Source organism: Shinella sp. JR1-6 (assembly GCF_004284735.1).
GTDB lineage: Bacteria > Pseudomonadota > Alphaproteobacteria > Rhizobiales > Rhizobiaceae > Shinella.
On record NZ_SHMI01000017.1, the window covers coordinates 24226 to 46624 of the forward strand.

Here is a 22399-nt window from a genome sequence, read left to right on the forward strand (position 1 = left end):
GTAAGCTTTCCTTAACTATACCCTCACCGGCCGGCCAGAATACGTCGGAAGAAGCACTTGGCAGCACGGCGGCGCGCGGCAGGATAGCGGACTCCAGGGAGGAAGGGTGCCATGTTGTTCGCCCAAACTGATCTCGAAGGTATATGGTTGATCGAGTCGTGCCCCATTGCGGACGAGCGCGGTTCCTTTGCGCGAACCTTCTCCATCGATGAGATGGAGCATCACGGACTCGAACGCCATTTCGTGCAGCACAGCCTTTCCCGCTCGCGAGAAAGACACACGCTCCGTGGCCTTCATTTCCAGGATGAGCCGCATGGCGAGGTGAAGCTGGTGTCCTGTCTCAAGGGGGCGATCTGGGATGTTGCGGTCGACCTGCGGCCGCAATCTCGCACCTATCTCCGCTGGACGGCAGCAGAGCTTACCGAACAAAACATGCGGCAACTCTATATTCCCAAGGGGTTTGCGCACGGTTTCCTGTCACTCACCGAGGATGTCGCAGTCGGCTACCTGATATCGGCCCGCTATGAGCCGACGGCAGGCCGTGGCATCCGGTATGATGATCCGGCGCTCGGTATCGACTGGCCTGCGGCACCGTCCGTCGTCTCGGACAAGGACAGAAACTGGCCGCTGCTTTCAGGGTGATCCGCCCGCAACGCCAAGCAGCCCGCAGGCCTTCAGCCGGGCGGCGGCCTCGGCGATGTCGCGGAAGGAGAGGCCGGACCGGCGGGCGATATCCAGAAGCGTATGGGTGCCATCCGCCAGATTGAGGACCCAGAGGTAGCCGATCGTAACATCCGAGGTTACCTTGTGCCCGCCCGTCGTCGAATAGAGCCCGCGCCGCCCGAGCTGCGGCTCGCCTTTCGGAGAGAGGTTCAGTGGCAACCAGTCCCCCTCCAGAGCCTCCACGATATCGAGGATCATCCGGAAGGAGGATGCCAGGTATTGCGGTTGCACCAAGTCCAGGTTGTCGGCCGAGGTATGATATTCCGGGAAGGTACCGAAGGCGCTTCGTTGCAGCAGACCCACCGGAAGATTGAAGCCCGGCGAGCAGAACTGGCGTTCGTCATAGCCGAAGGGACTGAAATCCACCGTTGCCACCCGCTGCCCGTCGCAGCGCACGGCATCGATCACCCGGTCGATAACGGCATTGCCACGGCGGCTGCGCTTGTAGACCGGACCGCCGCCGTCGCCGATGCAGGAGACCACCAGGCCATGGTCGATGCGATGTGCAGCCCCTTCATTTGCCGCCAGCCAGCAGAGTGAGCCTATGGTGCCCGGCGCGAAGAGAAAGCGGTAGCCGAAACGATTGCGCCGCTGCGCCAATGTTTGCGCCAGAAGGGTGAGTACGGCGAGACCCGAGCAATTGTCGTTCGCCAGAGAGGGATGGCAGATATGGGCGGAGAACAGGACCTCGCGATCCGTTTCGCCTGGCAGGAAGACTTCACCATAGGTCAGCGTCCCGTCGGCAAGTTCCGTGTCGATGATGACCTCGTACTCCTCGTCGGGTAGGGCCAGGTAGTCGCGATGGGCCATGCAGAACCCCCAGTCACGGGCGTAGTAGCTGGTGCGGTAGGGAATGAGGTCCGGCTGATCCGGCAGCGTGTGGAGATGCGGCCTCAGCTCCTCCAGCGACAGGCGGCGCGACACCGGCTCGCTGTAGTTCACGAGATGGAGGTTCGAGCTGGCGAAATCCACGATGGTTCGGCCACTGGCGGTGCGCAGAACCGCGCCGCGCACGGTCCATTCCTGCGGCACGATCCAATCAAAGACCTGCGTGCCCGTCCGCACTTCGCGCACCGCGATATCGATATGTTCGGACAGGATGGAGAGGGTTTTGCGCACCCCTTCGCCGGTGATGCTGCGGCAGATCGGAAAGAGCCGGGCGACGAGCGCAAAAAGCGCGCGGCCCGGATCGGCCGTGTCGCCCGGCAAGGCTCCGGGGAGAAATGGTGTGGCCTCACCCATGCCGATGCCTCAAATGTGGATTTCCCGCATGGCGGCCGGGTTGGGTACCGCCGGGCGCCAGCGCAGGTCCGGATCGATTGCGCCGGTTTCGAGGAGCTGGCGGATCTGGCTGATACGCTGGTAGCGCGGACCTTCGAATTCTGTGAGGCTCAGCCCGGCGCTGCTATAGGCCGCATAAAGCTGGCGCGCGCCGGCCACCACGTCCCATTGCGGCTGGAACGCCGGCAGAACACGCGCGATCTTGCCGAAATCGACGCGATAGGAGCGTGCGTCCGGTCCGGCTTCCTGGGCATAGTCCAGCCGGCACCCCGGCACGATCCGCGCGACGACGTCGGCGATTTCGCGGATCTGGTAGTTGTGTGCCGTCTGGCCGACGTTGAAAGCCTCGTTGAAAACGCTCTTTGCCGGCGCCTCCAGGGCCGCAAGGAAGGCCCGGGAAATATCCTCGATGTGCACGATCGGCCGCCAGGGCGTGCCGTCCGACTTCAAGAGGATGAGGCGCTGCGTCACGGCCCAGGCGACGAGATTGTTGAGCACGATATCGAAGCGCAGCATCGGCGACAGACCGTAGGCCGTCGCAGGCCGCAGGAAGACCGGACAGAACCGGGCGTCCGCAAGTTCGGCGATATCGGCCTCGGCCCGCACCTTGGAGATGCCGTAGGCGGAGACGGGATTGAGCGGCGCGTCCTCATTGACGAGATCAGCGCCGGCAAGGCCGTAGTTGCTGCAGGAAGAAGCAAGGAGGAAGCGGGAAACGCCTGCCTGTTTCGCTGCACGCGCAACCCGCACGCTGCCCCTGTGGTTGATGTCGTAGGTGACCTCGGGATCGAGATTGCTGAGCGGGTCGTTCGAGAGGGCGGCAAGATGGATCACTGCGTCGAAGCCGTCGAGGTCACGGGGCGAGATGTCGCGCACGTCCTTGAGCACGGAGGGAACATCGACCATCGCGCCACCCGGCGCGTAGGTGCAATGCCGGTAGAGCCTGGCATCGTAGCCATGCACGTCGTGTCCGGCGCGCAAGAGGAAAGGCACCATCACGGCGCCGATATAGCCCTGGTGTCCAGTCACAAGCACTTTCATGTCGAAAACCCCCATCTGACGTTCGGGGATGGTAGGCGTGGGGGGCGGTGACCACGATTGAGGACAAAGACGGCCTCCCCTGCCGGAACGGTGCAGTCGTCGCGTCACCGTACCCCTTTCGGCGGATCAGGCCTTGTGCGCAGCGCTGTTGTAGCGGCGAAAGACGACCTCGGAGGGCCGACCCACAAGGTGGCGCTCCACGCCGTCTTCGAGTGCCATCCGGTAGATGTGGAGCGCGCCGTCGAAGGCATCGATGGTCTGGTCTATATCGTCGTCGCCGTGCGAGTAGCTCACGACGAGCGAGGGGGCGAGCACGCCGCGGCGGATCGTTTCCTGAAGGAGCAGGGTGCGGAACAGCTGTGAGGGTTTTCCCGTCGCATCCCGTGTTCCGTAGGACAGACAGGCCGGGTGCCCGGCGACATTGACGTGGCGTTCCAGGCCGTGCCGGGTGATGATCTGGTCGATCCCTGCCTTCAGCCGCAGCCCCTGGCTGCGTAGATGCTCTATGACGGGCTCCTGCGCATAGACATGCATCGTCGCGATTGCCGCCGCCATGGCATGGGTCTCGGCACCATGGGTCGTCGACAGCAGGAAGACCCGCGGCTTCTCCACCTGCTCGATGCCGCCGAGGACCATGTATTCCCGCTCGCCGGCGAGAGCGGAGATGGCGAAACCGTTGCCCAGCGCCTTGCCGAAACACGAAAGGTCCGGCCGCACGGCATACTGCGCCTGTGCGCCGCCACGGGCCCAGCGAAGCCCGGTGATCATCTCGTCGAGGATGAACAGTGCGCCGTTGTCATGGCAAAGGTCTTTCAGGTTCTGGAGATAGCCCGGTGCAGGATCCTCGCCGCGCGAGGCCTCCAGGATGAGCGCGGCGATGGCGCCGGGATGGCGGGCGAAAAGTGCACGTGCATCGTCGAGGTCATCGTAGCGAAAGCCCAGTGTCAGGCTGCTGACCGCTTTGGGGATGCCGGCATTCATCTCGGTCGTGCCGATGAACCAGTCGTCCGTCGAGAAGAACGGATGGTCGCTGCACCGCGCGACGAGATCCCGCCCCGTCACCGCGCGGGCAAGCCGCACCGCACCGGAGGTCGCATCCGATCCGTCCTTGCAGAACTTCACCATGTCGGCTGTCGGGATCATGTCGAGGAAGGTCGAGGCACATTCGACCTCGATGTGCGAGGGCCGCGTGAAATTGCAGCCGAATTCGAGCTGTCGCATGACCGCATCGAGCACGTGGCGATAGGCATGGCCGAGGCCGACGGCCCGGTTGCCCATGCCGTATTCGATGTAGCCGTTGCCATCCACGTCCCAGACATGGCAGCCGTAGCCGTTGACGATGAAGCCGGGGGAGAGCACCGGATATTGGTCGTCGCCCTTGGCATAGGTGTGGGCGCCGCCGGGGATCATCGAATGCGCGAGATCGCGTAACCTGTTCGAATTGTCGAAATTCTGGATGAACCCGGCCATTGGTCAGTCCCCCCTCGGTTCCCTAGACCTACCACCGCAGGGGTAGCGCGCCATCCAAACCCTTGGGCGTGATGGACTGGCCGATAGAGGTAGGCCTCAGCTGAACAGCTCGTTGAGCTTGAAGATGACCTCCGTCCGGTTGTGGACCTTCAGCTTCTTCATGATGTTGCGGATATGCACCTTGACCGTGCTCTCCCTGAGGGCGAGTTCGTAGGCGATGATCTTGTTGGCCTTGCCCAGCTTGAGCATGGAGATGACCTCCTCCTCGCGGCTGGTGAACACCTCCGCCCGCTTACGCTCCTGCTGGTCGGCAACGGACATCAGGCGGCGCAGCTCCGGCAGGCTCTCGGTGGAGATGAAGATGCCGCCCGAAAGGGCAAGCGAGATCGCCTTGACGCAGACGGCGATGCCGACTGCCGACGGAATGAACCCCTTGATGCCGAGATCGAGCGCCGTGAGGACCTGGCGAAGGTCGTGATTGTCGGACAGGATGATGACCGGCAGCTCGGGAAATTTCGTAACGAGCATGCGAATGCTCTCTTCGATGCCAGACTCGGTGAAGTCATGGCTTCCAAGGCTGATCAGGAGGCCGCTCGAGTCTCCGGAATATTTCGCCATCCATGCTTCGATGGAGCTGAACAGCACGATCGTCATGTTGAGACCGTGCGATACGAGGCTCTGCGACAGACACTCGCGGTCAAGTGCCCGCTCGTCGATGATGTCGAGAACCGGTGCGCGGTAGAGCGACGGTTTCACGTTTACGGACGATGGAAAAGGGGAGGACGGGATTGTCCCGTTCAAACCTTTTCCGGTGCCGGACCCGATTATTCCCCTAACTTCAGTCACAGCGAAACTCCTGGTACATCACGCTTACAGTTGCGAATGTTTGGTCGCCGGGTCACACTCCTAAAACGGTTGCAACGTCAAAACTGAGTGTGGCAAATGCGGTTTCCCCGCCTATCGGCGGCAGTCGTCTTCTCGTATTTTTCCACTTTCTACTATACCTCATTAAAAAGCGACCCGAACAGATTCGGAAAATACGTAATTATCACAATTACTTATTGTAAATAGTGTTACTTTTAATCATGGGTTGTATCTCCGGCTGGCGTAACAATCAGTTGCACGCTAGGGATAGTCATGCCGTCCATGCACGCTGCGGCTCATCTTCTTCCATCGATCGTACAGTTCTTCGATACCGGCTCTCAGGCCAATGCTTGGTGCCCATCCGAGCGCGCGAAGGCGCGAGCAGTCGAGCAGCTTTCTGGGCGCTCCGTCCGGTTTCAGACTGTCGAAAACGATATGGCCGCGAAAATTGACGATGTCGGCGATGAGGAAGGCAAGTTCACCGATCGTGATTTCCTCGCCGGAGCCGATGTTGATCGGTTTCGGGCTCTCGTACTGCTTCATCAGGAAGACGCAGGCATCGGCAAGGTCGTCGACATGCAGGAATTCGCGCCGGGGCGTGCCGGTGCCCCAGACGACGACGCTGTCGCGATGGGCGATCTTTGCCTCATGCATCTTTCGGATCAGAGCTGGGATGACATGGGAGTGATCTAGGTCGAAATTGTCGTTTCGTCCGTAGAGATTGGTCGGCATGACGGAGATGAAGCGGTGGCCATATTCTTCCGCATAGGCGGCGGCAAGCTTCATGCCGGCGATCTTGGCGATCGCATAGGCCTCGTTGGTGGGCTCAAGGCTTCCCGTCAGAAGGGCCTCCTCGCGGATCGGCTGCTCGGCATGTTTTGGATAGATGCAGCTTGAACCGAGGCACATCAGCTTCTCGACGCCCAGCTCGGAGGCCGCCTTGATGACATTGACGAGGATGAGCAGGTTCTCGACAAGGAATTCAGCAGGATAGCGGGCGTTGGCGCTGATGCCGCCAACCTTCGCGGCGGCGATGAACACTGCCTCCGGCCTCGCCTTGCGCATCCAGTTCGCCGTGTCGGCCTGGGACGTCAGATCGACTTCGCTGCGCGGCACGGTCTGTAGATCGCAGGCTTCGCCCTGAAGGCGGCGCACGAGCGCAGAGCCCACCATCCCGCGATGACCGACCACCCAGACGCGTTTTCCGCGCAGATCATAGGGACTTTCATCCATGGAGGTCATTGCGGCCCTTCTCCCTCATCATGATGTTCACATCCGACATCACCATCTCCGAAACGAGATTGCCGAAGGAAACCGTCGGGCTCCAGCCGAGCCGGGCCCAGGCCTTGCCTGGGTCGCCGAGCAGGAAATCCACCTCGGCGGGCCGGAAGTATCTGGGGTCGATCTCGATGAGGCGCTCGCCGGTCTTGCGGTCGTAACCGACCTCATCGACCCCGCGCCCCTCCCACACGATGGTCCGCCCGACGACGTCGAAGGCGCATTCCACGAATTCGCGGACGGTGTGGACCTCCCCGGTGGCCAGCACATAGTCGTCGGGCGTATCCTGCTGCAGGATGCGCCACATGCCCTCCACATAGTCCTTGGCGTGACCCCAGTCGCGCTTGGCTTCGAGATTGCCGAGATAGAGCTTGTCCTGCATGCCCCATTCGATCGCTGCCACGGCGCGCGTGATCTTGCGCGTCACGAAGGTTTCGCCCCGCCGGGGGCTCTCATGGTTGAACAGGATGCCGTTCGAGGCGTGAAACCCGTAGGCCTCGCGATAGTTGACTGTCATCCAGTAGGCGTAGAGCTTCGCCGCGGCATAGGGGCTGCGCGGATGGAAGGGCGTGTCCTCCCTTTGCGCCGTTTCCCCCAGTCCGCCGAAGAGTTCCGAGGTCGAGGCCTGGTAGTAGCGGCAATCTGCGCCGAGCTTGAGGATACGCATTGCCTCGAGGATCCGAAGGGTGCCGAGCGCGTCCGTGTTCGCCGTGTATTCCGGTGTCTCGAAGCTCACCTGGACGTGGCTCTGTGCACCCAGATTGTAGATCTCGTCCGGCTGGACCTCCTGGACGACCCGGCAGAGGTTTGTCGCGTCGGTGAGATCGCCGAAATGCATCTGGAAGCGCACGCCGGGCGTGCGCGGATCGACATAGAGATGATCGACCCGGGCGGTGTTGAACGACGAGGACCGGCGCTTCAGGCCGTGCACATGGTAACCCTTCTCGAGGAGCAGCTCCGTCAGATAGGAGCCGTCCTGGCCGGTTACGCCGATGATCAGGGCTTTCTTGTCGGTCATGGCTCGCGCCCCCTCTCATTCTGCGAGAGTCAGCGAGCGGGCGGGGGATCACAAGGTGACCGTTCGAGCAGTGCGATGCGTTTCTCCTCCTCCGATAAGGTGAAACCCGCTGCCGGCAAGCCGAAGGTCTATACTCCTCCTGCGGAAGGCGTAGGACGGATAGGGCGGCGCGATGCGCCATAGCGCCTTTGGAGAGCTTGCCGGATGCGGTGCGGCTGGCAGGATCGTAGCCTCTGGAATTGAGGCGGAGTGCGGTCGTGCGGGTCATTTTCGTCAATCGATACTTCCATCCCGACCAGTCGGCGACGAGCAGGATGGTCTCCGCCCTCGCCTTCGGGCTGGCGCGATACGGGACGGAGGTTACGGTTATCGCCAGCCGCAGCCGTCATGACGATCCGCAGAGCGTCCTTGCCGCTGATGAAACGGTATCCGGCGTCAATGTCTTTAGGCTCGCCACGAGCCGTTTTGGCCGCCACACGCTGCCGGGGCGGGCTGTGGACTACCTTTCCTTCCATCTCACGGCTTTCCTCTGGCTGCTCCACCATGCCAGACGCGGCGACATGGTCGTCGTCTGTACGGATCCGCCGCTGATCTCGCTCGCCTGCGGGCTGCCGGTGCGACTGCGCGGTGGCCAGATGATCAACTGGATCATGGACCTCTTCCCCGAAACTGCCGTCGAGCTCGGCCTGTTTCGCAAGGCGCCAATCCTCGGCCGGCTTGCCGCGTATTTGCGTGACCGGTCGATCGTCCGGTCGCGGCTGAGCATATGCCCGACCGAGAGGATGGCGGATTTCCTGCGCCAGCGCGGCGTGCCGGCAGACCGCATCAAGGTATTGCACCACTGGTCGGATGCCACCGAGATCCGCCCGGTCGCAAGGGAGAGAAATGCTCTGCGGGCTGCCTGGAACTATGGCGAAAAATTCGTCGTCGGCTATTCCGGGAATTTCGGCAGGGCGCACGAATTTGCCACCCTGATCGACGCTGCGACCCTTCTGCAGGACAGGGCGGATATTGCTTTCCTGATGGTCGGCGGCGGTTACAAGCTTGGCTCGGTGATGGCTGCCGCGCAGGAGCGCGGCCTTGCGAATGTGGCCTTCAAACCCCTGCAGCCGGCGGAGCGTATCGCCGAAAGCCTTGGCGTGCCGGACATACATGTCGTCTCTCTGCTCCCCCATCTCGAACATTGCATCATTCCGAGCAAGTTCTACGGCATTCTCGCTGCCGGCCGCCCGACGCTCTTCATCGGCGATCCCAAGGGTAGCGTCGCGGCTGTCATCGACGCGCAAGGCTGCGGCGTCACGGCTGCCATCGGCGATCCTGAACGACTGGCCGGCGTAATAGAGGCGCTTGCCGCCACGCCGGAGCGTGTGGCGGCAATGGGTGTAAAGGCGCGGGCCGTGCTTGAGGCGGACTATGCCTATGACCGTGCCCTCATCACCTGGCGCAAGCTCTTTCACGCGCTGGCCGAGGAGGGCACGCTTCCTGCCCGATCCCGCATCCTGGAGGAGGAGCCGTCGTGAACGAGACGATCGTCGTCAGTCAACTCGGCGCCCGTATGCATTATGCCGTGCCCCGGATCCTGGCGCGGGAAGGTCAGCTCGGCCACTTCTTTACCGATATCTGTGGTACGAAGAGTTGGCCCGCTCTGCTGCGAAAGCTGCCGCCCGGCCTTCTGCCAAGGGCGGTACGGCGCCTGACCGGGCGCGTTCCGAGTGGCGTTCCTGCCGAACTCATCACGGATTTCCCGCTGTTCGGCCTCAGATCCGGCCTCCGCCGTCTGCGCGTGGAAAACGATATCGAGGAAATCTCGCACGCCGTCTGGGCAGGCAGCCATTTTTCAACACTCGTCGCCAGCCGTGGTTTTCACGATGCGGCCGGCCTCTACGCCTACAGCGGCGATGCGCTGGAGCAGATGCAGGCGGCCAAACGTCTGGGCATGTGGACTGCCGTCGAGCAGATGGTCGCGCCGCGCACCGTGCTGGAAGCCATCCTTGCGGAGGAGATGCGACACTTTCCGGACTGGGCCGGACCGCCGAAGCAGAATCCGTTCGCCGATACGCTCGCCGAGCGCGAACGAGCCGAATGGCGGATTGCGGACTGCATCGTCTGCCCCTCGGAATTCGTCCGCGACCATGTCGTGGCGGAGGGCGGCCCGGCCGAGCGCTGCGTCGTGGTTCCCTATGGCGTCGATGCCGAGGAGCGGTATGGCCCGGCGGGGCGTACGCCCGGGCCGCTCCGCGTTCTCACCGTCGGTGAAGTCGGGTTGCGCAAGGGCTCGCCCTATGTGCTCCAGGCCGCCGAACGCCTCGGCGCCGCTGCCCGTATCCGCATGGTCGGTCCCGACCGCTTGTCGCCCTCCATTCGCCGCAGGATGGGCCGCTCTGTCGAGTTGAGAGGCATCGTGCCACGTCAGCAGATTGCCGCCGAGTACCATTGGGCGGACGTCTTTCTGCTACCCTCGCTCTGCGAAGGCTCGGCGACGGTCGTCTACGAGGCACTGGCCTCGGGTCTCCCTGTCGTCACCACCTACAGCACGGGCAGTGTCGTGCGTGACGGCGTGGAGGGGCTCATCGTGCCGGAGCGCGATCCCCAGGCGATCGCAGACGCCATCCGGCATCTCGCCGACAACGAGGACATCAGGGCAAGCATGTCGCAAAATGCCCGGCGAACCGCCCGGGACAACACGGTCGAAAAATATGGCCGTCGCCTTCTCGACGTGCTTACCCGTCTGCATGTGCGGCATGGCGTCGTGCCATGAAGATCGTGCACGTCATCACCTCGATGGATCCGGACAAGGGCGGTCCGCAGGCGGTGGTGATGCGGCTTGCGGCCGCGCAGGCCGACCTCGGCCACGACGTCCAGGTCGTCAGCCAGGCGGATCGGGAGGTCGTCACCCGTATGGTGGCGCTCGGCCGGCTCATCCCCGGCTTCGACCGGATCAGCTGGCATCTGCTTCCTCTGCCGGGGCGTGTCGAGGAGATCCTCTGCCGCAGGGCACGGGGTGTGCTTGCCCGCGTGCTCACGGATGCAGACCAGCTGCATCTGCATGGTGTCTGGGAGCCCATTCTCGTCGCCGCCGCAGCCATGGCGCGCCGGCTTGGCATTCCCTACTGTGTCTGTCCCGCCGGCATGCTCGATACGTGGAGCCTTTCCCAGAAACGCTGGAAGAAACGGCTGGCGCTGGCGCTTGGCTGCCGCCGAATGCTCGACAACGCCGCGTTCATCCATGCGCTAAACCGGGACGAGGTCGACCTGATGCAGCCGGTGGGCCTGCGTGCACCGGCCGAGATCATTCCCAATGGCGTCTTTGTCGAGGAATTCGAACAGCTCCCGTCGCCGGAGCCGTTCCTCGACTTGATCTCCCGTCCGAACGGCCGACGCTACGTGCTCTTCCTCTCGCGGCTGCATTACAAGAAGGGATTGGACCTGCTGGCCCACGCTTTCCGCCAGGTTGCGCAGGAACGTCCCGACGTCGATCTGGTCGTCGCAGGGCCGGATGGCGGGGCGGAAGATGATTTTCGCACGCTTGTGCGACGTTTCGGGCTGGAGAGGCGTGTCCTGATGGTTGGGCCGCTCTACGGCGAGACGAAGCTCCAGGCGCTTGTCGCCGCTGCGTGCTTCTGCCTGCCGAGCCGGCAGGAGGGGTTCAGCATTGCGATTACCGAGGCGCTTGCCTGCGGCACGCCCGTCGTCATCACTCACGCCTGCCATTTTCCGGAGGTGGCGATTGCCGGTGCCGGCGTGGTCACGACGCTGGAGCCGGCGGAAATTGCCCATGGCATGATCGAGATCCTTGAGAATTCCGGTGCAGCGGAAAGGATGGGAAGACGAGGGCGCCATCTGGTCTTCGAGAACTATACCTGGCCGCGCATCGCGCGCCTGACGACCGGCCTCTACGAAGCCTATGCGCCACCCCATCCGCACGCCGCGGCGTGACTATTGCGCATCGTCTTCATGCCGGCGGCCGGCAACGGCGCGGGCCGGGTTTCCAATATAGACGGTCCAGGGCACAAGCGGCTTTACCGCCACGCCTCGTGCGCCGAGCACGGCTCCTTCGCCCACCACCGTTCCCGGGCCGACGAAGGCTTCGGCCGCGATCCAGCACCTGCGCCGTAGCACGATCGGCCGCGACACCAGAGGAAAGGCCGCCCGGTGAATGTCGTGCGTGCCGGTACACAGATGCGCGCGCTGGGAGACGATGGCCAGCGCCTCCAGTGTCACCGGGGCGATATTGTAGCAGATCACACCTGGCCCCATCGAGGCGTTCGGTCCCATGGTGAGGTTGCCAGGCCACCAGATGAAGGTCGTGCCGTGCACGATGGCCGTCGGGTCCAGCTTCGCGCCGAAGAGACGCAGCAGCCGATTGCGCCAGCGGTGGAGCGGCGGGGGTGTCCAGGCTGCAAGGCAGCGCCAGGTGATGAGCCAGGCGAGCCGCAGCAGCCGGAAACGAAGTGCGAAGGTCGGCCCGCCGAGGAGCGGCGAAGCGGAGGCTACGTCGTCGAAACGAGGATCATCGTAGCGGGACTTCATGGGCGAACGGTCTCCTCGATGTGAAACGACTGCACCAGCTCATCGTGTCCAAAAGGTGCGACCGTCAGGAGCCGGAGCCTCGTCCTTCCTACTCCTGACGGCGGCCTTGGGAGACGGGAGGCCTCCCCTGACCCTGATCAGACCGGCAGGCCACTTTCGCGTCGTCGCAGTTCCTCGGTCTTGATGACGATCATGTATTCGTAGGCCGCAAGCAGACGACAGTAGTGGTAGCCTTCCCGCCCGTCGAGGAAGCCGCCGCGCAGGACGTACATGTAGAGGAAGCGTGCGGCGGGGCGGAAGGGCAGCCGCATGGCGAGTTCCTTCAGGGCGCGCCTGCGCGTTTCCGGAACACGGCTCAGCACGTCGCGCCAGGGAACATGCTTCTCGCGCAGGCTGACGACCGTCTCGCGTGCCTCGGAGGAGGAGTAGCGATTGTGTTTCTCGTACCAGGCCGTCATGCCCTTGTTGAAGCTGTAGTGGATGAAATGTGCGTTGAGACGCCCTTCCGGACCGTCTGAAAAGCAGCGCGAATGCGCTTCCCGCTCGTAGCGTACGCAGTCCGGCCGAACGAGGCGGGTGATCCAGGTCGGATAGAGGCTGCTGTGTTTGATCCAGCGCCCCATGAACATGTTCTTGTAGCGGATGCGGTAGGAGGTCTCCGGCCGCGTCGGATCGCGGGCGATCGCCAGCATCTCGTCGCGCAGGTCCGGCGGTGTGATCTCGTCGGCATCAGGCGTGTAGACCCAGGGGTATTTGTACGCGATCTCCTTCAAGCCATAGGTGCGCTGTCCGGATTCCGTGTCGTGTACCCGCTGGTAGACGCGCGCGCCTGCAGCACGTGCGATATCCACCGTCCGGTCGGTGCTGTAGGAATCGAGCACCACGATGTCGTCACACCAATTCAGCGAGGCAAGGCAAGCGGGCAGGTTCCGCTCCTCGTTCAGCGTCATGATCAGCACGGAAATCGACATGGGCGCGTTCCCGCCTTTCACGGATGCAGATTGATCGAGGGCCGCACGATGCGGTGGAGGCGATGGCGAACCGAGGCTTCGACGGCCAGTACGAAGGCCGTGTGGGCGAAAGCGACGAAAAAGAGACCGATCGTCATCACCGATGCCGGCACGCCGGCGACCAGACCGAGATAGCCGACGCCGCCGCACAGGAACGACACCACGATGATGGTGTAGCTTGCCGCGGCCGGCGAAAGGCCGGTATCGATCAACAGGTGGTGCAGATGCCGGCGGTCGGCTGACATCGGGCTGCGATGGTCCAGCATGCGGCGCACCATCAGGCTGAGCGTGTCGGTGACGGGGATGATGACCAGCCACAGAAGAACCGGAAAAGGCAGGTCGTCCGTCCCGCCGGAAAGGCGCAGGACGAGATAGGCGATGATCGCTCCCAGGGTGGTGCTGCCGGCATCGCCGAGATAGACGGCGGCCTTCGGCCGCCACGGGCTCCGTGCATTGAAGATCAGGAAGCCGATTATCGCCGCGATGAGCGCCATGACCGGGAAGACAAGTCCCTCCTCGTTGAGATGCACCACAAGGAGAAGGATCCAGACCAAAGCGGCGACGGCACTGCCGCCCGCAAGACCGTCGATGCCGTCCATCATGTTCCAGGCGTTGACCAGCCCGACGATGAATGTGGCGGAGAGGATGAAAAGGCCTGCCGCGCCCCCGATCGCTTCCGGCGGCAGGAGATCGCCGAGGGAAAGCCGGCCAAGACCTTCCGTGGTGATCAGGGCCAGCGCGATCAGCACCTGTGCCAGGAAGCGGGTGCGGGCAGGCAAGGTAAACCGGTCGTCGGCGACGCCGAGGATCGTGATCAGGCCCATTGCAACCCAGAAGCCGAGCCCGAGGCTCAAGGGGCCTGACAGAAGGGTAATCCCTGCAAAAGACAGGAAGATCGCGATACCGCCGCAAAGCGGAATGGCGCCCTCATGGATCTTGCGATGATCCGGCAGATCGATCAGGTGCAGCGGAATTGCGAGCCGGCGCAGGAAAACGATCAGAAAGGCACTCAAGGCAAGGGAAGCTGAACTTTCAAGCAGCAGGAAAACCATCGGATCCCCCTTGTTGCGGCGCTCACCCTTCGTCATCACGGTGTTTGGCCGACGATGAAGCATAGCGAGAGACCCCAGGGGCTGAAAATTCCAGCAAAGGGGGAAGGTGCAATTGGTAAAGTACCGGAAGATGTTTGCACGCTCTGGTTTTCTACCTCGTTTCCGCCAGACACTCCGCCTTTTGGCCGAAGGGAGGGCATATGCGGCCACCACCTTCGACGCTCCAGCCTCGTATTCCATCGGTTTTGCCGCCGGTTTGGCTGAGGAGCCGCCTTACCACCAATGGCGCAAGGCGCTGCGCCGAAAGGACAGATGGCGCGCCTTCGGCGGCACCCGCATGCTCGCCCCATGGACACGATCGAGAGCCAGCGCACGTTCTGGAATGCATGGAACGCCGAAAACCGCGAGGCGCGCGTCGGCGAGATATCACGCCGTCAAGCTGAGATCGTTCTGGACTGGCTGGGCACGCTTGGTCGCGACGACCTGAATATCATCGAAGTCGGTTGCGGCACGGGATGGCTTTGTCCGCATCTCGCGCGCTTCGGCCGGGTCACCGGCACTGATCTGTCGGATGACGTGCTGCGGCGCGCGCAGCTCAGGTGGCCCCATATCAAGTTCATCGCGGGCGATTTTGCTGCGCTGCCTCTTTCCGAGGAAGCCTATGACGTCGTGGTGAGCCTTGAAGTTCTCTCGCATATTGCTGACCAGCCGGCGTTCATTGCCGGGATCATGCGGTTGCTGAGACCGGGCGGCATCCTGTTGCTCGCCACACAGAACAGGACCGTTCTCACCCAGCGTTGCCATATCCCGCCGCCCCAACCGGGGCAGTTGCGCAACTGGGTGGACCGAAACGAGCTTCAAAAGCTGCTGGAAGCCTGCTTCGACGTCGAGCGGCTCGTTTCCGCCACTCCCGTCGCCCACAGGGGCCTGCGCCGCATCCTGGCAAGCCAGAGGCTGAACAATGTCCTGAAGACGATGGTCGGTGATCGTTGGCGCGACCTTCTGGAACGGCGTGACTGGGGCTGGACGCTGATGGCGATGGCGCGCAAGGCCGAACGATAAAATACCGAGTGATCGAAGTTGGGTCCGGTATTTTGCAGTCTTCCAAAGATCGGTTTGCCTTTGGTTGTAAAACCATCCTCCGGCTATCGTATTTCTGCAAATGGGCCGCTGAACCGCAAACAGGATGTTTTGCTCTCTTTGGTGAATAAATAAGCCTCCGTTCACGTTATTGAGTATGCCTTATCCTGTCGATGACGATCACACGGGAGTCATAGATGAAATCGCGACAAATTGCTCTGACCCTGGAGCCAGAAAAAGCCATCGCTACTGTCGGTGTCGCGAAGAAAATCTCTGAAATTCTCAGGGCAATTGCTCAAGAATTAGACAATAAAGGGATAAGTGAAGTAGATGTCCCATCTCAGATCGGGCCATTCTTCGAAATAAATGGGAAAAGACTATGCTTATATATAATTGACCAGTCGCGGGTGGCTGCTGCGCGAGTGAGCAACAATCTCCTGTCCACTTTGTCTCGGCGCCAGCATGAGATTCTCATGGAACTGGTGGAGGGGCGCTCGGCAAAGACCATCGCTGAGCGTCTTGGCATTCATCCAAGAACCGTCGAAGCGCACATACACCGAATTTACCAGAAAACCGGAACCCACGGGATTGCGCAGCTTATGGAAGTTTTCTTCGCGCAGCTTTAGCCGATGCCGGCTTCCTTCGAGATACGGTTATCCCCCCCCATATCTCTTGAGAAAGCTACCGAGAGCTTGGTAGTATTTCGAGTTTTCCTGTAACTTTATCCCTGCAAATGAAGGCCGTGGCGCTTTTCCACAACAGGTGAAGGACAATCGCGCGTTGCGCGTGTAGCCGGGATCCGGGCGATCAGAAGCACCGGTATCATGAAGAGCGCAGTGTGTACCCAGGCGATGGCGATCTCGTTCGTGAAATGCGTCACGACAAGCATGCCCGGTATGGCGGACAACATGTAAAGCAGCTGCATGGCCGTGTTGCCCTGCATGGCGCACGAGTAGATGCCTGCCAGCAGCAAGGCGACCAGCGCGAATTTCAAGCATCCGAAGTAGGAAAACGAGGCGAAGGCATCCATCATGCCCGTTGGCGTCGTTCCTGGTGCCGGTTCGTAACCGACCGCGTAGCGCACAGGGTTTCGAAAATAGAGTGCTTCCTTGCGTGCCGAACCGATGAGCTGGGCCGGCACATAAGAATGAACCAGCGTGTTCCAGTGGGTCGAGCCGTAGTCATAGGCGTTGTTTTCGGAGACGTAGGAAAGCGAGAAGGCCAGATTGCGGAATTCCGGTCCGCCTTCCTTGATGAGCTTGTTCCAGTTTTCCGCAAGGTTGATGTCGAGGACTGCACGCCAGTTCGGCGCCCCGCTATAGTAGGTCGCCGCACGGTATTCGCCGGCGGCGAGCAGGCCGACAACGGCGAAGACCAGGCTCGATGCCACGACATACCGAGGTACGGCATATCCCCGGTGAAACCAGAGCGCGAGCGCTATCATCAAAGCGAGTTCCGCGGTCTCGCCACGCCGCCCGGCGATCACGATGCGATCAAAATAGAACACGAGGTCGAACAGAATGATCCACAGCGCCATCGACGAACGTCGGCGTGCGAAACACAGCAGCGCGATTGCAAGTCCGTAGGTCAGGAGCTTGGCGAAGAAGAGGTATGCGACGGCGGTTCCGGTGAGAAAACCACGGAGGCGCTGCTCATCGTCGAGCTGGCCGAACTTGTGAAAGAAGTAGGCGCCGATCAGCGACAGCGCGGCGGAGCAGGCAAGCAGCCGCTTTTCGCTGAAGTTGGCGTCCCAGCCCAATTTCGAATGCCGCCCCACCTCCCAGCCGATGGCGCACATCACAAGACACAACCAGGAAAAGAAGATTGCGCGCGTCAGGGCGCCGTCCTGCGGCATGAAGCGGTCGTTGATGAGGCCAGGGATCTGCGGCAGGACGAATGTCAGGAACATGGCGGCGGCGAGAAACGGAAAGCCGTAGAAGCCGCCACGTTTCCAAAGCCCCCAGCCCAGAAAGGCAAGGGAGGTCAGCAGGAGAAGCACTGTGCCGATCCATGCCATGGCGAACCTCCGGCCTTTCGTATCGCCATGATTGCGACGGAACGCCGGTAGCGCAACACAGCCATTCGACGTAGCGGACCACCGGCACCTCCGTCTCGCGCCGGCGTGTTCCGCTTTAAGGCGAGGCACAAAGGGCACTCAATCTGTCTTGCACTGGTCTGAACGCCACTGTCGAAGGTGGCTGGCGTGCCTGCGACGGGGAAATGACTGGCGATCGTACAATCGGAGATAGTTTTCAGTATCGAGTGGCGCATCACTTTCAAAAAAATACAAAAGCGCTGTAACAGCGCTCTTGTTGCCCACGTAGGTGCATTTGTCGGTCGCCGTTCTTGAAGATCAGGAGGGCGCGGCCGCCTCTTCTCTACGGAGTGACTTGATGAGCATAGATTCATACGGTCTCGTGACCACGACAGACAGTCACGAAGCGCAAAGAGCTTTCGAAAATGCTGTATTCGGGCTTGCGGCGCATCGCCCGAATACAGCTGCTGGACTGCAGAAAGTGCTCCTGGCGGATCCCGATCATGTGCCGTCCCACGCATTGAAGGGGTTTGCCAATCTCATCCTGGCCCGCTCGGAGCTGCTTCCGACAACAAAGACGGCGCTTGCCGATGCGCGCAAGGCGCTGGCGAAGAAGAAGGGCGGCTCGACGGATGAGCGGACCCTCGTGGAGGCCCTGGAGGCGGCGACACGGGGCTGGTTCCGCCACGCCGCGGACATGCTCGAGGATGGTTTCGAGACGCGCCCGGCCACGTTCCTGCCGTTCAAGCTTTCCCACGCCCTCCGTTTCATGGCGGGCGATCAGGCCGGTATGCTTGCTGCCAGCAGCCGTGCGGCCCTGCGTCTCGATCCGGCAAGCAAGGCGGCCGGGTTCATTCTCGGTTGCCATGCCTTTTCGCTGGAGGAACACGGGCGCTATGACGAAGCGTTGCGGGTCGGCCGGCGGGCAGTGGCGCTGCAACCCGATGACGCATGGGGGCTGCATGCCGTGTCCCATGTGTTCGAAATGCGGGGAGACACGCGGCCGGGCATCGACTGGCTCGAAAACAGCCGCAGCACCTGGTCGCGCTGCAACAATTTTTCATTCCACATGGCCTGGCATCTCGGCCTTCTGCATCTAGAGGGTGGTGATCACGAGCGTGTGCTGCAAATCTACGATGACGAGGTTCGGCCGCAGCCGACCGACGACTTCCGCGATATGGCGAATGCGGTGTCCCTCCTGTGGCGTCTCGAGCAGTCCGGTGTTCATGTCGGGGAGCGTTGGGCGCAGCTAGCCGAGGTCGCCCATGGGCGCCGCCGGGATACGACCCTGGTCTTCGCGGCGCTCCACAATCTGGCGGCCATGGTTGCGGCCGGCGATCATCGCGGTGTGCGGGAGCTGGTTTCGGAAATCGACTTCAAGGCGTGGGGAAAGGGTGACCAGGCGCGGGTCGCCGCAGAAATCGGTGTGCCGATGGCGCGCATCCTCGCCGGGCTCGATGCGCCGGCCGATCGCCAGAGCATCGACCGCATGGTCGCCAACCTGCCGAAGATCGGCGGCAGCAATGCCCAGCGTGATTTCTTCGTCCTCGCCCTCGCAAAGGCCGTCGGCAAGGGCGGCGACGGGGCTACCGTCTCCAGGATCGGCCGGATCCGCCAGAGGCTGAAGGCGGACGATCAGCTCTTCCAGTCGATCGAGCGTTCGGTCGGCATGCGCCTTTCGGCCTGAAACACATCGCCCAACACGGAGAACAGTCATGTCGATGATGGAAATGAACAAGGCAGCCATCTTTCCGGAAATCCGGCCGGGTCTTGTGCGAACAGTCCTTTTTGCGGGGCTTGCTGCCGACATCACCTGGGAAATCTGGGCGCGCCTGATCACGCCGCTGTGGGTCGGTGGTCCTCTGCAGCCGGCGGCCCTTGTTCAGTCGGTGTTCGGCTTCAACAACCTGCTGCTTGCGGAGGTCATCCACGCCATCGTCGGCATCGTCTTCTATCCGATCGGGTATCTGTTCATTGCCCGGCCGCTGCAGCGCCTGATCCTGCCGAAACTGCCGCTCCTCCTCACGGGCATCGGCTTTGGCATCGGGCTTTGGGTCTTCGCGCTCTATGTCATGGCGTATCTCATTGCCGGTTTCCCGCCGTTTCTCGGCTTCATCACGCTGACCTGGGCTTCGCTGGTCGGCCATGTCCTGTTCGGCATCGTAGTTGCCTTCGTCGTGCGCGCCGTCGAGCGATAGGAACCTTGCCGAAGGTGTTCCGGCAACAGTCCATCGGCCTGCAACCGTAGAGAATCCAAAATGCCCGACAAGAACTCGACGCTCCGGGTCGCGGACGTCGTTGCCGCGACACTTCATGCCCATGGCGTTCGCCACGCATTCGGCATGCCGGGCGGGGAGGTCGTCACGCTCCTGGATGGCCTTGGCCTGGCCGGTATTGCGTTCCACCTCGCCCGACACGAGACGGCGGCCGCGATCATGGCTGCCGGCGCGAGCGCCATGACGGACAATCCGGAACTGCTGGTCACGACGGTGGGCCCGGGGCTTGCCAACGCGGTCAACGGCATCGCCGATGCCGCCCAGGAGCGTATTCCGTTGATTGTCCTCTCCGGGATTGTCGACCGGCCGACCAGGGCGCGCTACACGCATCAGGTCATCGACCATGGTGCGCTTCTGCGTCCCCTGGTCAAAGCCTCCTTCGAGATCGAGCCTGAAAGCGCCTCCTCGACGGTGGCGCGCGCCATCGCGATCGCCACGGCGGAGCCGAAGGGGCCGGTGCATCTCGATCTGTCGCCGTCGGTTGCTGCCGCAGCTGCGCCGCGGACGGCGATCGTCCTTTCCCCTGTCCTTCTGGCACCGGCCGTGGCGAGCAAAGATGTGTCCGTGGGCTTGCTGGCGGAGAAGATCCGGAAGGCGGAGCGGCCGCTGATCATCGCTGGGTTCGAGGCGGCGCGTGGGGCGGCGGGAGACGGGCTTCAACGACTTGCGGAAAGCATCGGTGCGCCCGTCATAACGACCTACAAGGCAAAGGGCGTGATCCCGGAAGACCATCCGCTTTGTCTCGGTGGCGCGGGCCTGTCTCCGCTGGCGGACCGCATTCTTCTGGATCTTGCCGGCAAGGCCGATCTTGTCCTCCTGATAGGCTATGATCCGATCGAGATGCGTCTCGGCTGGCTGGATTTCGTCAGCGATCAGTCGATCCTGGTCGATATCGGCATGGCGGCTCCAAGCCATGGCATGCATCATGCCGGCACGCGGATTGCTGCTGCACCCGCCGCGTTTCTTGAGGGGCTCAACCCGTGCCTTGAAAGCCGCGGCTCCTGGCCGGGCGGGGAGCCCGCCAGCGTCAGGGCCTATCTGCTGCGGCTTTTCTCCACGCGGAAATCCTGGGGACCGCATGCCATCGTCAACCAGTTGAATGCGGCTGCAGGCCCTGATTCCGTTGTCGCTGTCGATAGCGGTGCGCATCGCATCCTGCTGTCGCAGAAATGGGTGGCGAAGCGGCCGCTGACGCTGCTGCAATCGGCTGGTTTCTGCACGATGAATGCGGCGTTGCCGCTCGCAATCGGGGCAAGGACTGCCGATCCGGCACGCCGGGTCTTTGCGGTCATGGGCGATGGCGGCCTGGAAATGGGGATCGGTGAGCTTGCCACCGTGCGCGATCTTGGCCTGCCGCTGACGATCGTCGTCTTCCAGGATTGCAGTCTCGCTTTGATCGAACTGAAACAGGCCGGCGCCGGCCTGCGAACCGCCGGGGTCAAGCTCGGCGAAACCGACTTTGCCACCATCGCCCGCGGTTTCGGAGGGCATGGTGTTTCCGTGGAGAATCCCGATGAGCTACGTGACGAGCTTGAGGCTGCCGGCATACGGCAAAACTTCACCCTCATCGCCTGCAAGTTCGACGTCACCGACTACGACGGAGCGTTCTGAGACGAAGGGGGCGTTCTCCACCGGACGCGCCCTCAAGCGAGAGCGCGACCCGCGGCTCGATTTCTTTCGTGGCGTGGGCATGCTGATCATCCTTCTGGCACACATTCCCAACGACCGATGGGCGCTGTGGATACCTGCACGTTTCGGCTTTTCCGATGCCACCGAGATGTTCGTCTTTCTTTCGGGCATGGCCTCGGCGATCGCCTTCGGCACGACGTTCGACCGCAACGGCGCCTCGGCGTTGATTGCCCGCACCGGACAACGCATCTGGCAGATCTATTGGGCACATGTGATCGTCTTCATCGTGGTGGTGGCCCTGATGACGGCCGTGGGCACAGCGCCCACCGGAAACTCCTATCTCGGCCAGCTCAATCTGATCCCGTTCATCGAGGATCCCGGTGAGCTTCTCGTCGGCCTTCTGACCCTGCGCTACGTGCCGAACTATTTCGATATCCTGCCGATGTATATCGTCATCCTGGCCCTGCTGCCGGTGATGCTTTTCGCCGAGCGGGTACATCGTGCCTTGCCATTCGTCGTCATGGTCGGCCTGTGGCTTCTGGCGCAATTCGGCTATGCCCGCTTTTCGGCCGAGCCCTGGTCCGATCGGCAGTGGTTTCTCAATCCGCTCGGATGGCAGCTTCTCTTCTTCACCGGCTTCTTCATCATGCGCGGCAGCATTCAACCGCCGAGGAGAAGCCGGCGCCTGCTGGCGCTCGCCGTCCTGTGCGTGGTCGCCACCGTGCCTTTCGCCTGGTATATTCTTCTGGATGCCGAACCCTTTCTGCGCCGGATTGCCGTCGACCTGGCGCCGCTGACGGACAAGACGCAGTTCGGCCTCCTGCGCTTCGTCCATTTTTCCGCTCTTGCCTACATCGCCGTCCATGTGGTCGGGGAAAGGGGGCGGCGCCTCAAGGGACCGGTCGTCCGTGCGGTCAGCGTCGTCGGGCAGCAATCGCTTGCCGTCTTCGTGACCGGCATGGTGCTGGCACAGGGGATCGGCATCGTTCTTGATGCCGCGGGGCGCGGCCCGCTGGCGGAGGCCGCAGGCAACATCGCCGGTTTTACCGGCCTGATCGCGACGGCCTACCTCGTTGGCTGGTTCAAGACCCTGCCGTGGAGAGCGTGAACAT

Annotated in this window: 20 protein-coding genes; 10 read left to right on the forward strand and 10 right to left on the reverse strand. The window is 62.4% G+C overall.

The annotated features are described in order from the left end of the window. Nucleotides 1-111: 111 nt before the first annotated feature. Nucleotides 112-642 carry a dTDP-4-dehydrorhamnose 3,5-epimerase gene (gene rfbC / locus EXZ48_RS23960; protein ID WP_130518811.1) on the forward strand — a complete coding sequence of 177 codons (531 nt, stop codon included), beginning with the start codon at nucleotides 112-114 and terminating at the stop codon, nucleotides 640-642. On the opposite strand, the gene EXZ48_RS23965 is transcribed toward rfbC, so the two are convergent. From EXZ48_RS23965 to gmd, 6 genes are all read right to left on the reverse strand, one after another. Continuing rightward, nucleotides 634-1965, reverse strand: coding sequence for a DUF4910 domain-containing protein (locus EXZ48_RS23965; RefSeq protein ID WP_130518814.1), 1332 nt, complete (start codon nucleotides 1963-1965; stop codon nucleotides 634-636). The genes rfbC and EXZ48_RS23965 overlap by 9 nt on opposite strands. Before the next feature lie 9 nt (nucleotides 1966-1974). Next, nucleotides 1975-3045 (reverse strand): NAD(P)-dependent oxidoreductase, encoded by a 1071-nt coding sequence (locus EXZ48_RS23970; RefSeq protein ID WP_130518816.1) that lies wholly within the window; start codon nucleotides 3043-3045, stop codon nucleotides 1975-1977. Nucleotides 3046-3171: 126 nt separating this feature from the next. Continuing rightward, nucleotides 3172-4515: a glutamate-1-semialdehyde 2,1-aminomutase gene (locus EXZ48_RS23975; protein WP_130518818.1), complete on the reverse strand. Its 1344-nt coding sequence runs from the start codon at nucleotides 4513-4515 to the stop codon at nucleotides 3172-3174. Nucleotides 4516-4611: 96 nt separating this feature from the next. Continuing rightward, a complete protein-coding gene (locus EXZ48_RS23980; protein WP_037409046.1) occupies nucleotides 4612-5271 on the reverse strand; it encodes a response regulator transcription factor in 660 nt (219 codons plus the stop codon). 369 nt (nucleotides 5272-5640) lie between these two features. Next, nucleotides 5641-6612 (reverse strand): GDP-L-fucose synthase, encoded by a 972-nt coding sequence (locus EXZ48_RS23985; RefSeq protein WP_130518917.1) that lies wholly within the window; start codon nucleotides 6610-6612, stop codon nucleotides 5641-5643. Continuing rightward, nucleotides 6605-7675 carry a GDP-mannose 4,6-dehydratase gene (gene gmd / locus EXZ48_RS23990; RefSeq protein ID WP_023514181.1) on the reverse strand — a complete coding sequence of 357 codons (1071 nt, stop codon included), beginning with the start codon at nucleotides 7673-7675 and terminating at the stop codon, nucleotides 6605-6607. Before gmd ends, EXZ48_RS23985 begins: the two co-directional genes overlap by 8 nt. Before the next feature lie 257 nt (nucleotides 7676-7932). Between gmd and EXZ48_RS23995 the strand changes: the two genes are divergently transcribed. Genes EXZ48_RS23995 through EXZ48_RS24005 form a run of 3 tightly spaced genes read left to right on the forward strand, consistent with a single transcriptional unit; the run spans nucleotide 7933 to nucleotide 11611 of the window. After that, nucleotides 7933-9195 (forward strand): glycosyltransferase family 4 protein, encoded by a 1263-nt coding sequence (locus EXZ48_RS23995; protein WP_130518820.1) that lies wholly within the window; start codon nucleotides 7933-7935, stop codon nucleotides 9193-9195. Then, entirely contained in the window at nucleotides 9192-10433 is a 1242-nt protein-coding gene (locus tag EXZ48_RS24000; protein ID WP_130518822.1) for a glycosyltransferase family 4 protein, read from the forward strand. Before EXZ48_RS23995 ends, EXZ48_RS24000 begins: the two co-directional genes overlap by 4 nt. Continuing rightward, nucleotides 10430-11611: a glycosyltransferase gene (locus EXZ48_RS24005; protein ID WP_130518824.1), complete on the forward strand. Its 1182-nt coding sequence runs from the start codon at nucleotides 10430-10432 to the stop codon at nucleotides 11609-11611. Before EXZ48_RS24000 ends, EXZ48_RS24005 begins: the two co-directional genes overlap by 4 nt. Here the strand turns inward: EXZ48_RS24005 and EXZ48_RS24010 are convergent, their stop codons facing one another. The 3 genes from EXZ48_RS24010 to EXZ48_RS24020 all read right to left on the reverse strand — a co-directional run bounded on the left by EXZ48_RS24010 (nucleotide 11612) and on the right by EXZ48_RS24020 (nucleotide 14306). Further along, on the reverse strand, nucleotides 11612-12205 hold the full coding sequence (locus EXZ48_RS24010) for a putative colanic acid biosynthesis acetyltransferase (RefSeq protein WP_023514185.1): 594 nt from the start codon (nucleotides 12203-12205) through the stop codon (nucleotides 11612-11614). It abuts the gene before it with no gap. Nucleotides 12206-12342: 137 nt separating this feature from the next. Beyond that, entirely contained in the window at nucleotides 12343-13176 is an 834-nt protein-coding gene (locus EXZ48_RS24015) for a glycosyltransferase family 2 protein (protein ID WP_023514186.1), read from the reverse strand. A 17-nt stretch (nucleotides 13177-13193) separates the two neighbouring features. Further along, nucleotides 13194-14306, reverse strand: a complete 1113-nt coding sequence (locus tag EXZ48_RS24020) for an MraY family glycosyltransferase (protein WP_165909403.1) — start codon at nucleotides 14304-14306, stop codon at nucleotides 13194-13196. A 309-nt stretch (nucleotides 14307-14615) separates the two neighbouring features. Between EXZ48_RS24020 and EXZ48_RS24025 the strand changes: the two genes are divergently transcribed. Both EXZ48_RS24025 and EXZ48_RS24030 read left to right on the forward strand, forming a co-directional pair. Next, a complete protein-coding gene (locus tag EXZ48_RS24025; protein ID WP_130518826.1) occupies nucleotides 14616-15329 on the forward strand; it encodes a bifunctional 2-polyprenyl-6-hydroxyphenol methylase/3-demethylubiquinol 3-O-methyltransferase UbiG in 714 nt (237 codons plus the stop codon). A gap of 215 nt (nucleotides 15330-15544) precedes the next feature. Beyond that, nucleotides 15545-15973, forward strand: coding sequence for a LuxR C-terminal-related transcriptional regulator (locus EXZ48_RS24030; protein WP_130518827.1), 429 nt, complete (start codon nucleotides 15545-15547; stop codon nucleotides 15971-15973). Nucleotides 15974-16068: 95 nt separating this feature from the next. On the opposite strand, the gene EXZ48_RS24035 is transcribed toward EXZ48_RS24030, so the two are convergent. Then, nucleotides 16069-17364: a hypothetical protein gene (locus EXZ48_RS24035; RefSeq protein ID WP_130518829.1), complete on the reverse strand. Its 1296-nt coding sequence runs from the start codon at nucleotides 17362-17364 to the stop codon at nucleotides 16069-16071. Nucleotides 17365-17740: 376 nt separating this feature from the next. Here EXZ48_RS24035 and EXZ48_RS24040 point away from each other — a divergent pair, with 376 nt between their 5' ends. The 4 genes from EXZ48_RS24040 to EXZ48_RS24055 are packed head-to-tail and all read left to right on the forward strand — an operon-like array spanning nucleotide 17741 to nucleotide 22395. After that, complete coding sequence (locus tag EXZ48_RS24040) at nucleotides 17741-19069, forward strand: tetratricopeptide repeat protein (protein ID WP_130518831.1); 1329 nt, start codon at nucleotides 17741-17743, stop codon at nucleotides 19067-19069. 28 nt (nucleotides 19070-19097) lie between these two features. Then, nucleotides 19098-19580 carry a hypothetical protein gene (locus EXZ48_RS24045; protein WP_130518833.1) on the forward strand — a complete coding sequence of 161 codons (483 nt, stop codon included), beginning with the start codon at nucleotides 19098-19100 and terminating at the stop codon, nucleotides 19578-19580. Nucleotides 19581-19640: 60 nt separating this feature from the next. Continuing rightward, nucleotides 19641-21269, forward strand: coding sequence for a thiamine pyrophosphate-binding protein (locus EXZ48_RS24050; protein ID WP_130518835.1), 1629 nt, complete (start codon nucleotides 19641-19643; stop codon nucleotides 21267-21269). Then, nucleotides 21190-22395, forward strand: coding sequence for an OpgC family protein (locus EXZ48_RS24055; RefSeq protein ID WP_371687676.1), 1206 nt, complete (start codon nucleotides 21190-21192; stop codon nucleotides 22393-22395). Before EXZ48_RS24050 ends, EXZ48_RS24055 begins: the two co-directional genes overlap by 80 nt. The last annotated feature ends 4 nt before the right edge of the window (nucleotides 22396-22399 follow it).

What these genes read in the sequence shown, in the direction of transcription:
- EXZ48_RS23965 (WP_130518814.1), bottom strand. Translation starts at nt 1,965, where the DNA reads ATGGGTGAGGCCACACCATTTCTCCCCGGAGCCTTGCCGGGCGACACG.
- EXZ48_RS24005 (WP_130518824.1), top strand. Translation starts at nt 10,430, where the DNA reads ATGAAGATCGTGCACGTCATCACCTCGATGGATCCGGACAAGGGCGGT.
- gmd (WP_023514181.1), bottom strand. Translation starts at nt 7,675, where the DNA reads ATGACCGACAAGAAAGCCCTGATCATCGGCGTAACCGGCCAGGACGGC.
- EXZ48_RS23985 (WP_130518917.1), bottom strand. Translation starts at nt 6,612, where the DNA reads ATGGATGAAAGTCCCTATGATCTGCGCGGAAAACGCGTCTGGGTGGTC.
- EXZ48_RS24030 (WP_130518827.1), top strand. Translation starts at nt 15,545, where the DNA reads ATGAAATCGCGACAAATTGCTCTGACCCTGGAGCCAGAAAAAGCCATC.
- EXZ48_RS23970 (WP_130518816.1), bottom strand. Translation starts at nt 3,045, where the DNA reads ATGAAAGTGCTTGTGACTGGACACCAGGGCTATATCGGCGCCGTGATG.
- EXZ48_RS23975 (WP_130518818.1), bottom strand. Translation starts at nt 4,515, where the DNA reads ATGGCCGGGTTCATCCAGAATTTCGACAATTCGAACAGGTTACGCGAT.
- EXZ48_RS24025 (WP_130518826.1), top strand. Translation starts at nt 14,616, where the DNA reads ATGGACACGATCGAGAGCCAGCGCACGTTCTGGAATGCATGGAACGCC.
- EXZ48_RS24040 (WP_130518831.1), top strand. Translation starts at nt 17,741, where the DNA reads ATGAGCATAGATTCATACGGTCTCGTGACCACGACAGACAGTCACGAA.
- EXZ48_RS24045 (WP_130518833.1), top strand. Translation starts at nt 19,098, where the DNA reads ATGTCGATGATGGAAATGAACAAGGCAGCCATCTTTCCGGAAATCCGG.
- EXZ48_RS24035 (WP_130518829.1), bottom strand. Translation starts at nt 17,364, where the DNA reads ATGGCATGGATCGGCACAGTGCTTCTCCTGCTGACCTCCCTTGCCTTT.
- EXZ48_RS24010 (WP_023514185.1), bottom strand. Translation starts at nt 12,205, where the DNA reads ATGAAGTCCCGCTACGATGATCCTCGTTTCGACGACGTAGCCTCCGCT.
- EXZ48_RS24050 (WP_130518835.1), top strand. Translation starts at nt 19,641, where the DNA reads ATGCCCGACAAGAACTCGACGCTCCGGGTCGCGGACGTCGTTGCCGCG.
- rfbC (WP_130518811.1), top strand. Translation starts at nt 112, where the DNA reads ATGTTGTTCGCCCAAACTGATCTCGAAGGTATATGGTTGATCGAGTCG.
- EXZ48_RS24015 (WP_023514186.1), bottom strand. Translation starts at nt 13,176, where the DNA reads ATGTCGATTTCCGTGCTGATCATGACGCTGAACGAGGAGCGGAACCTG.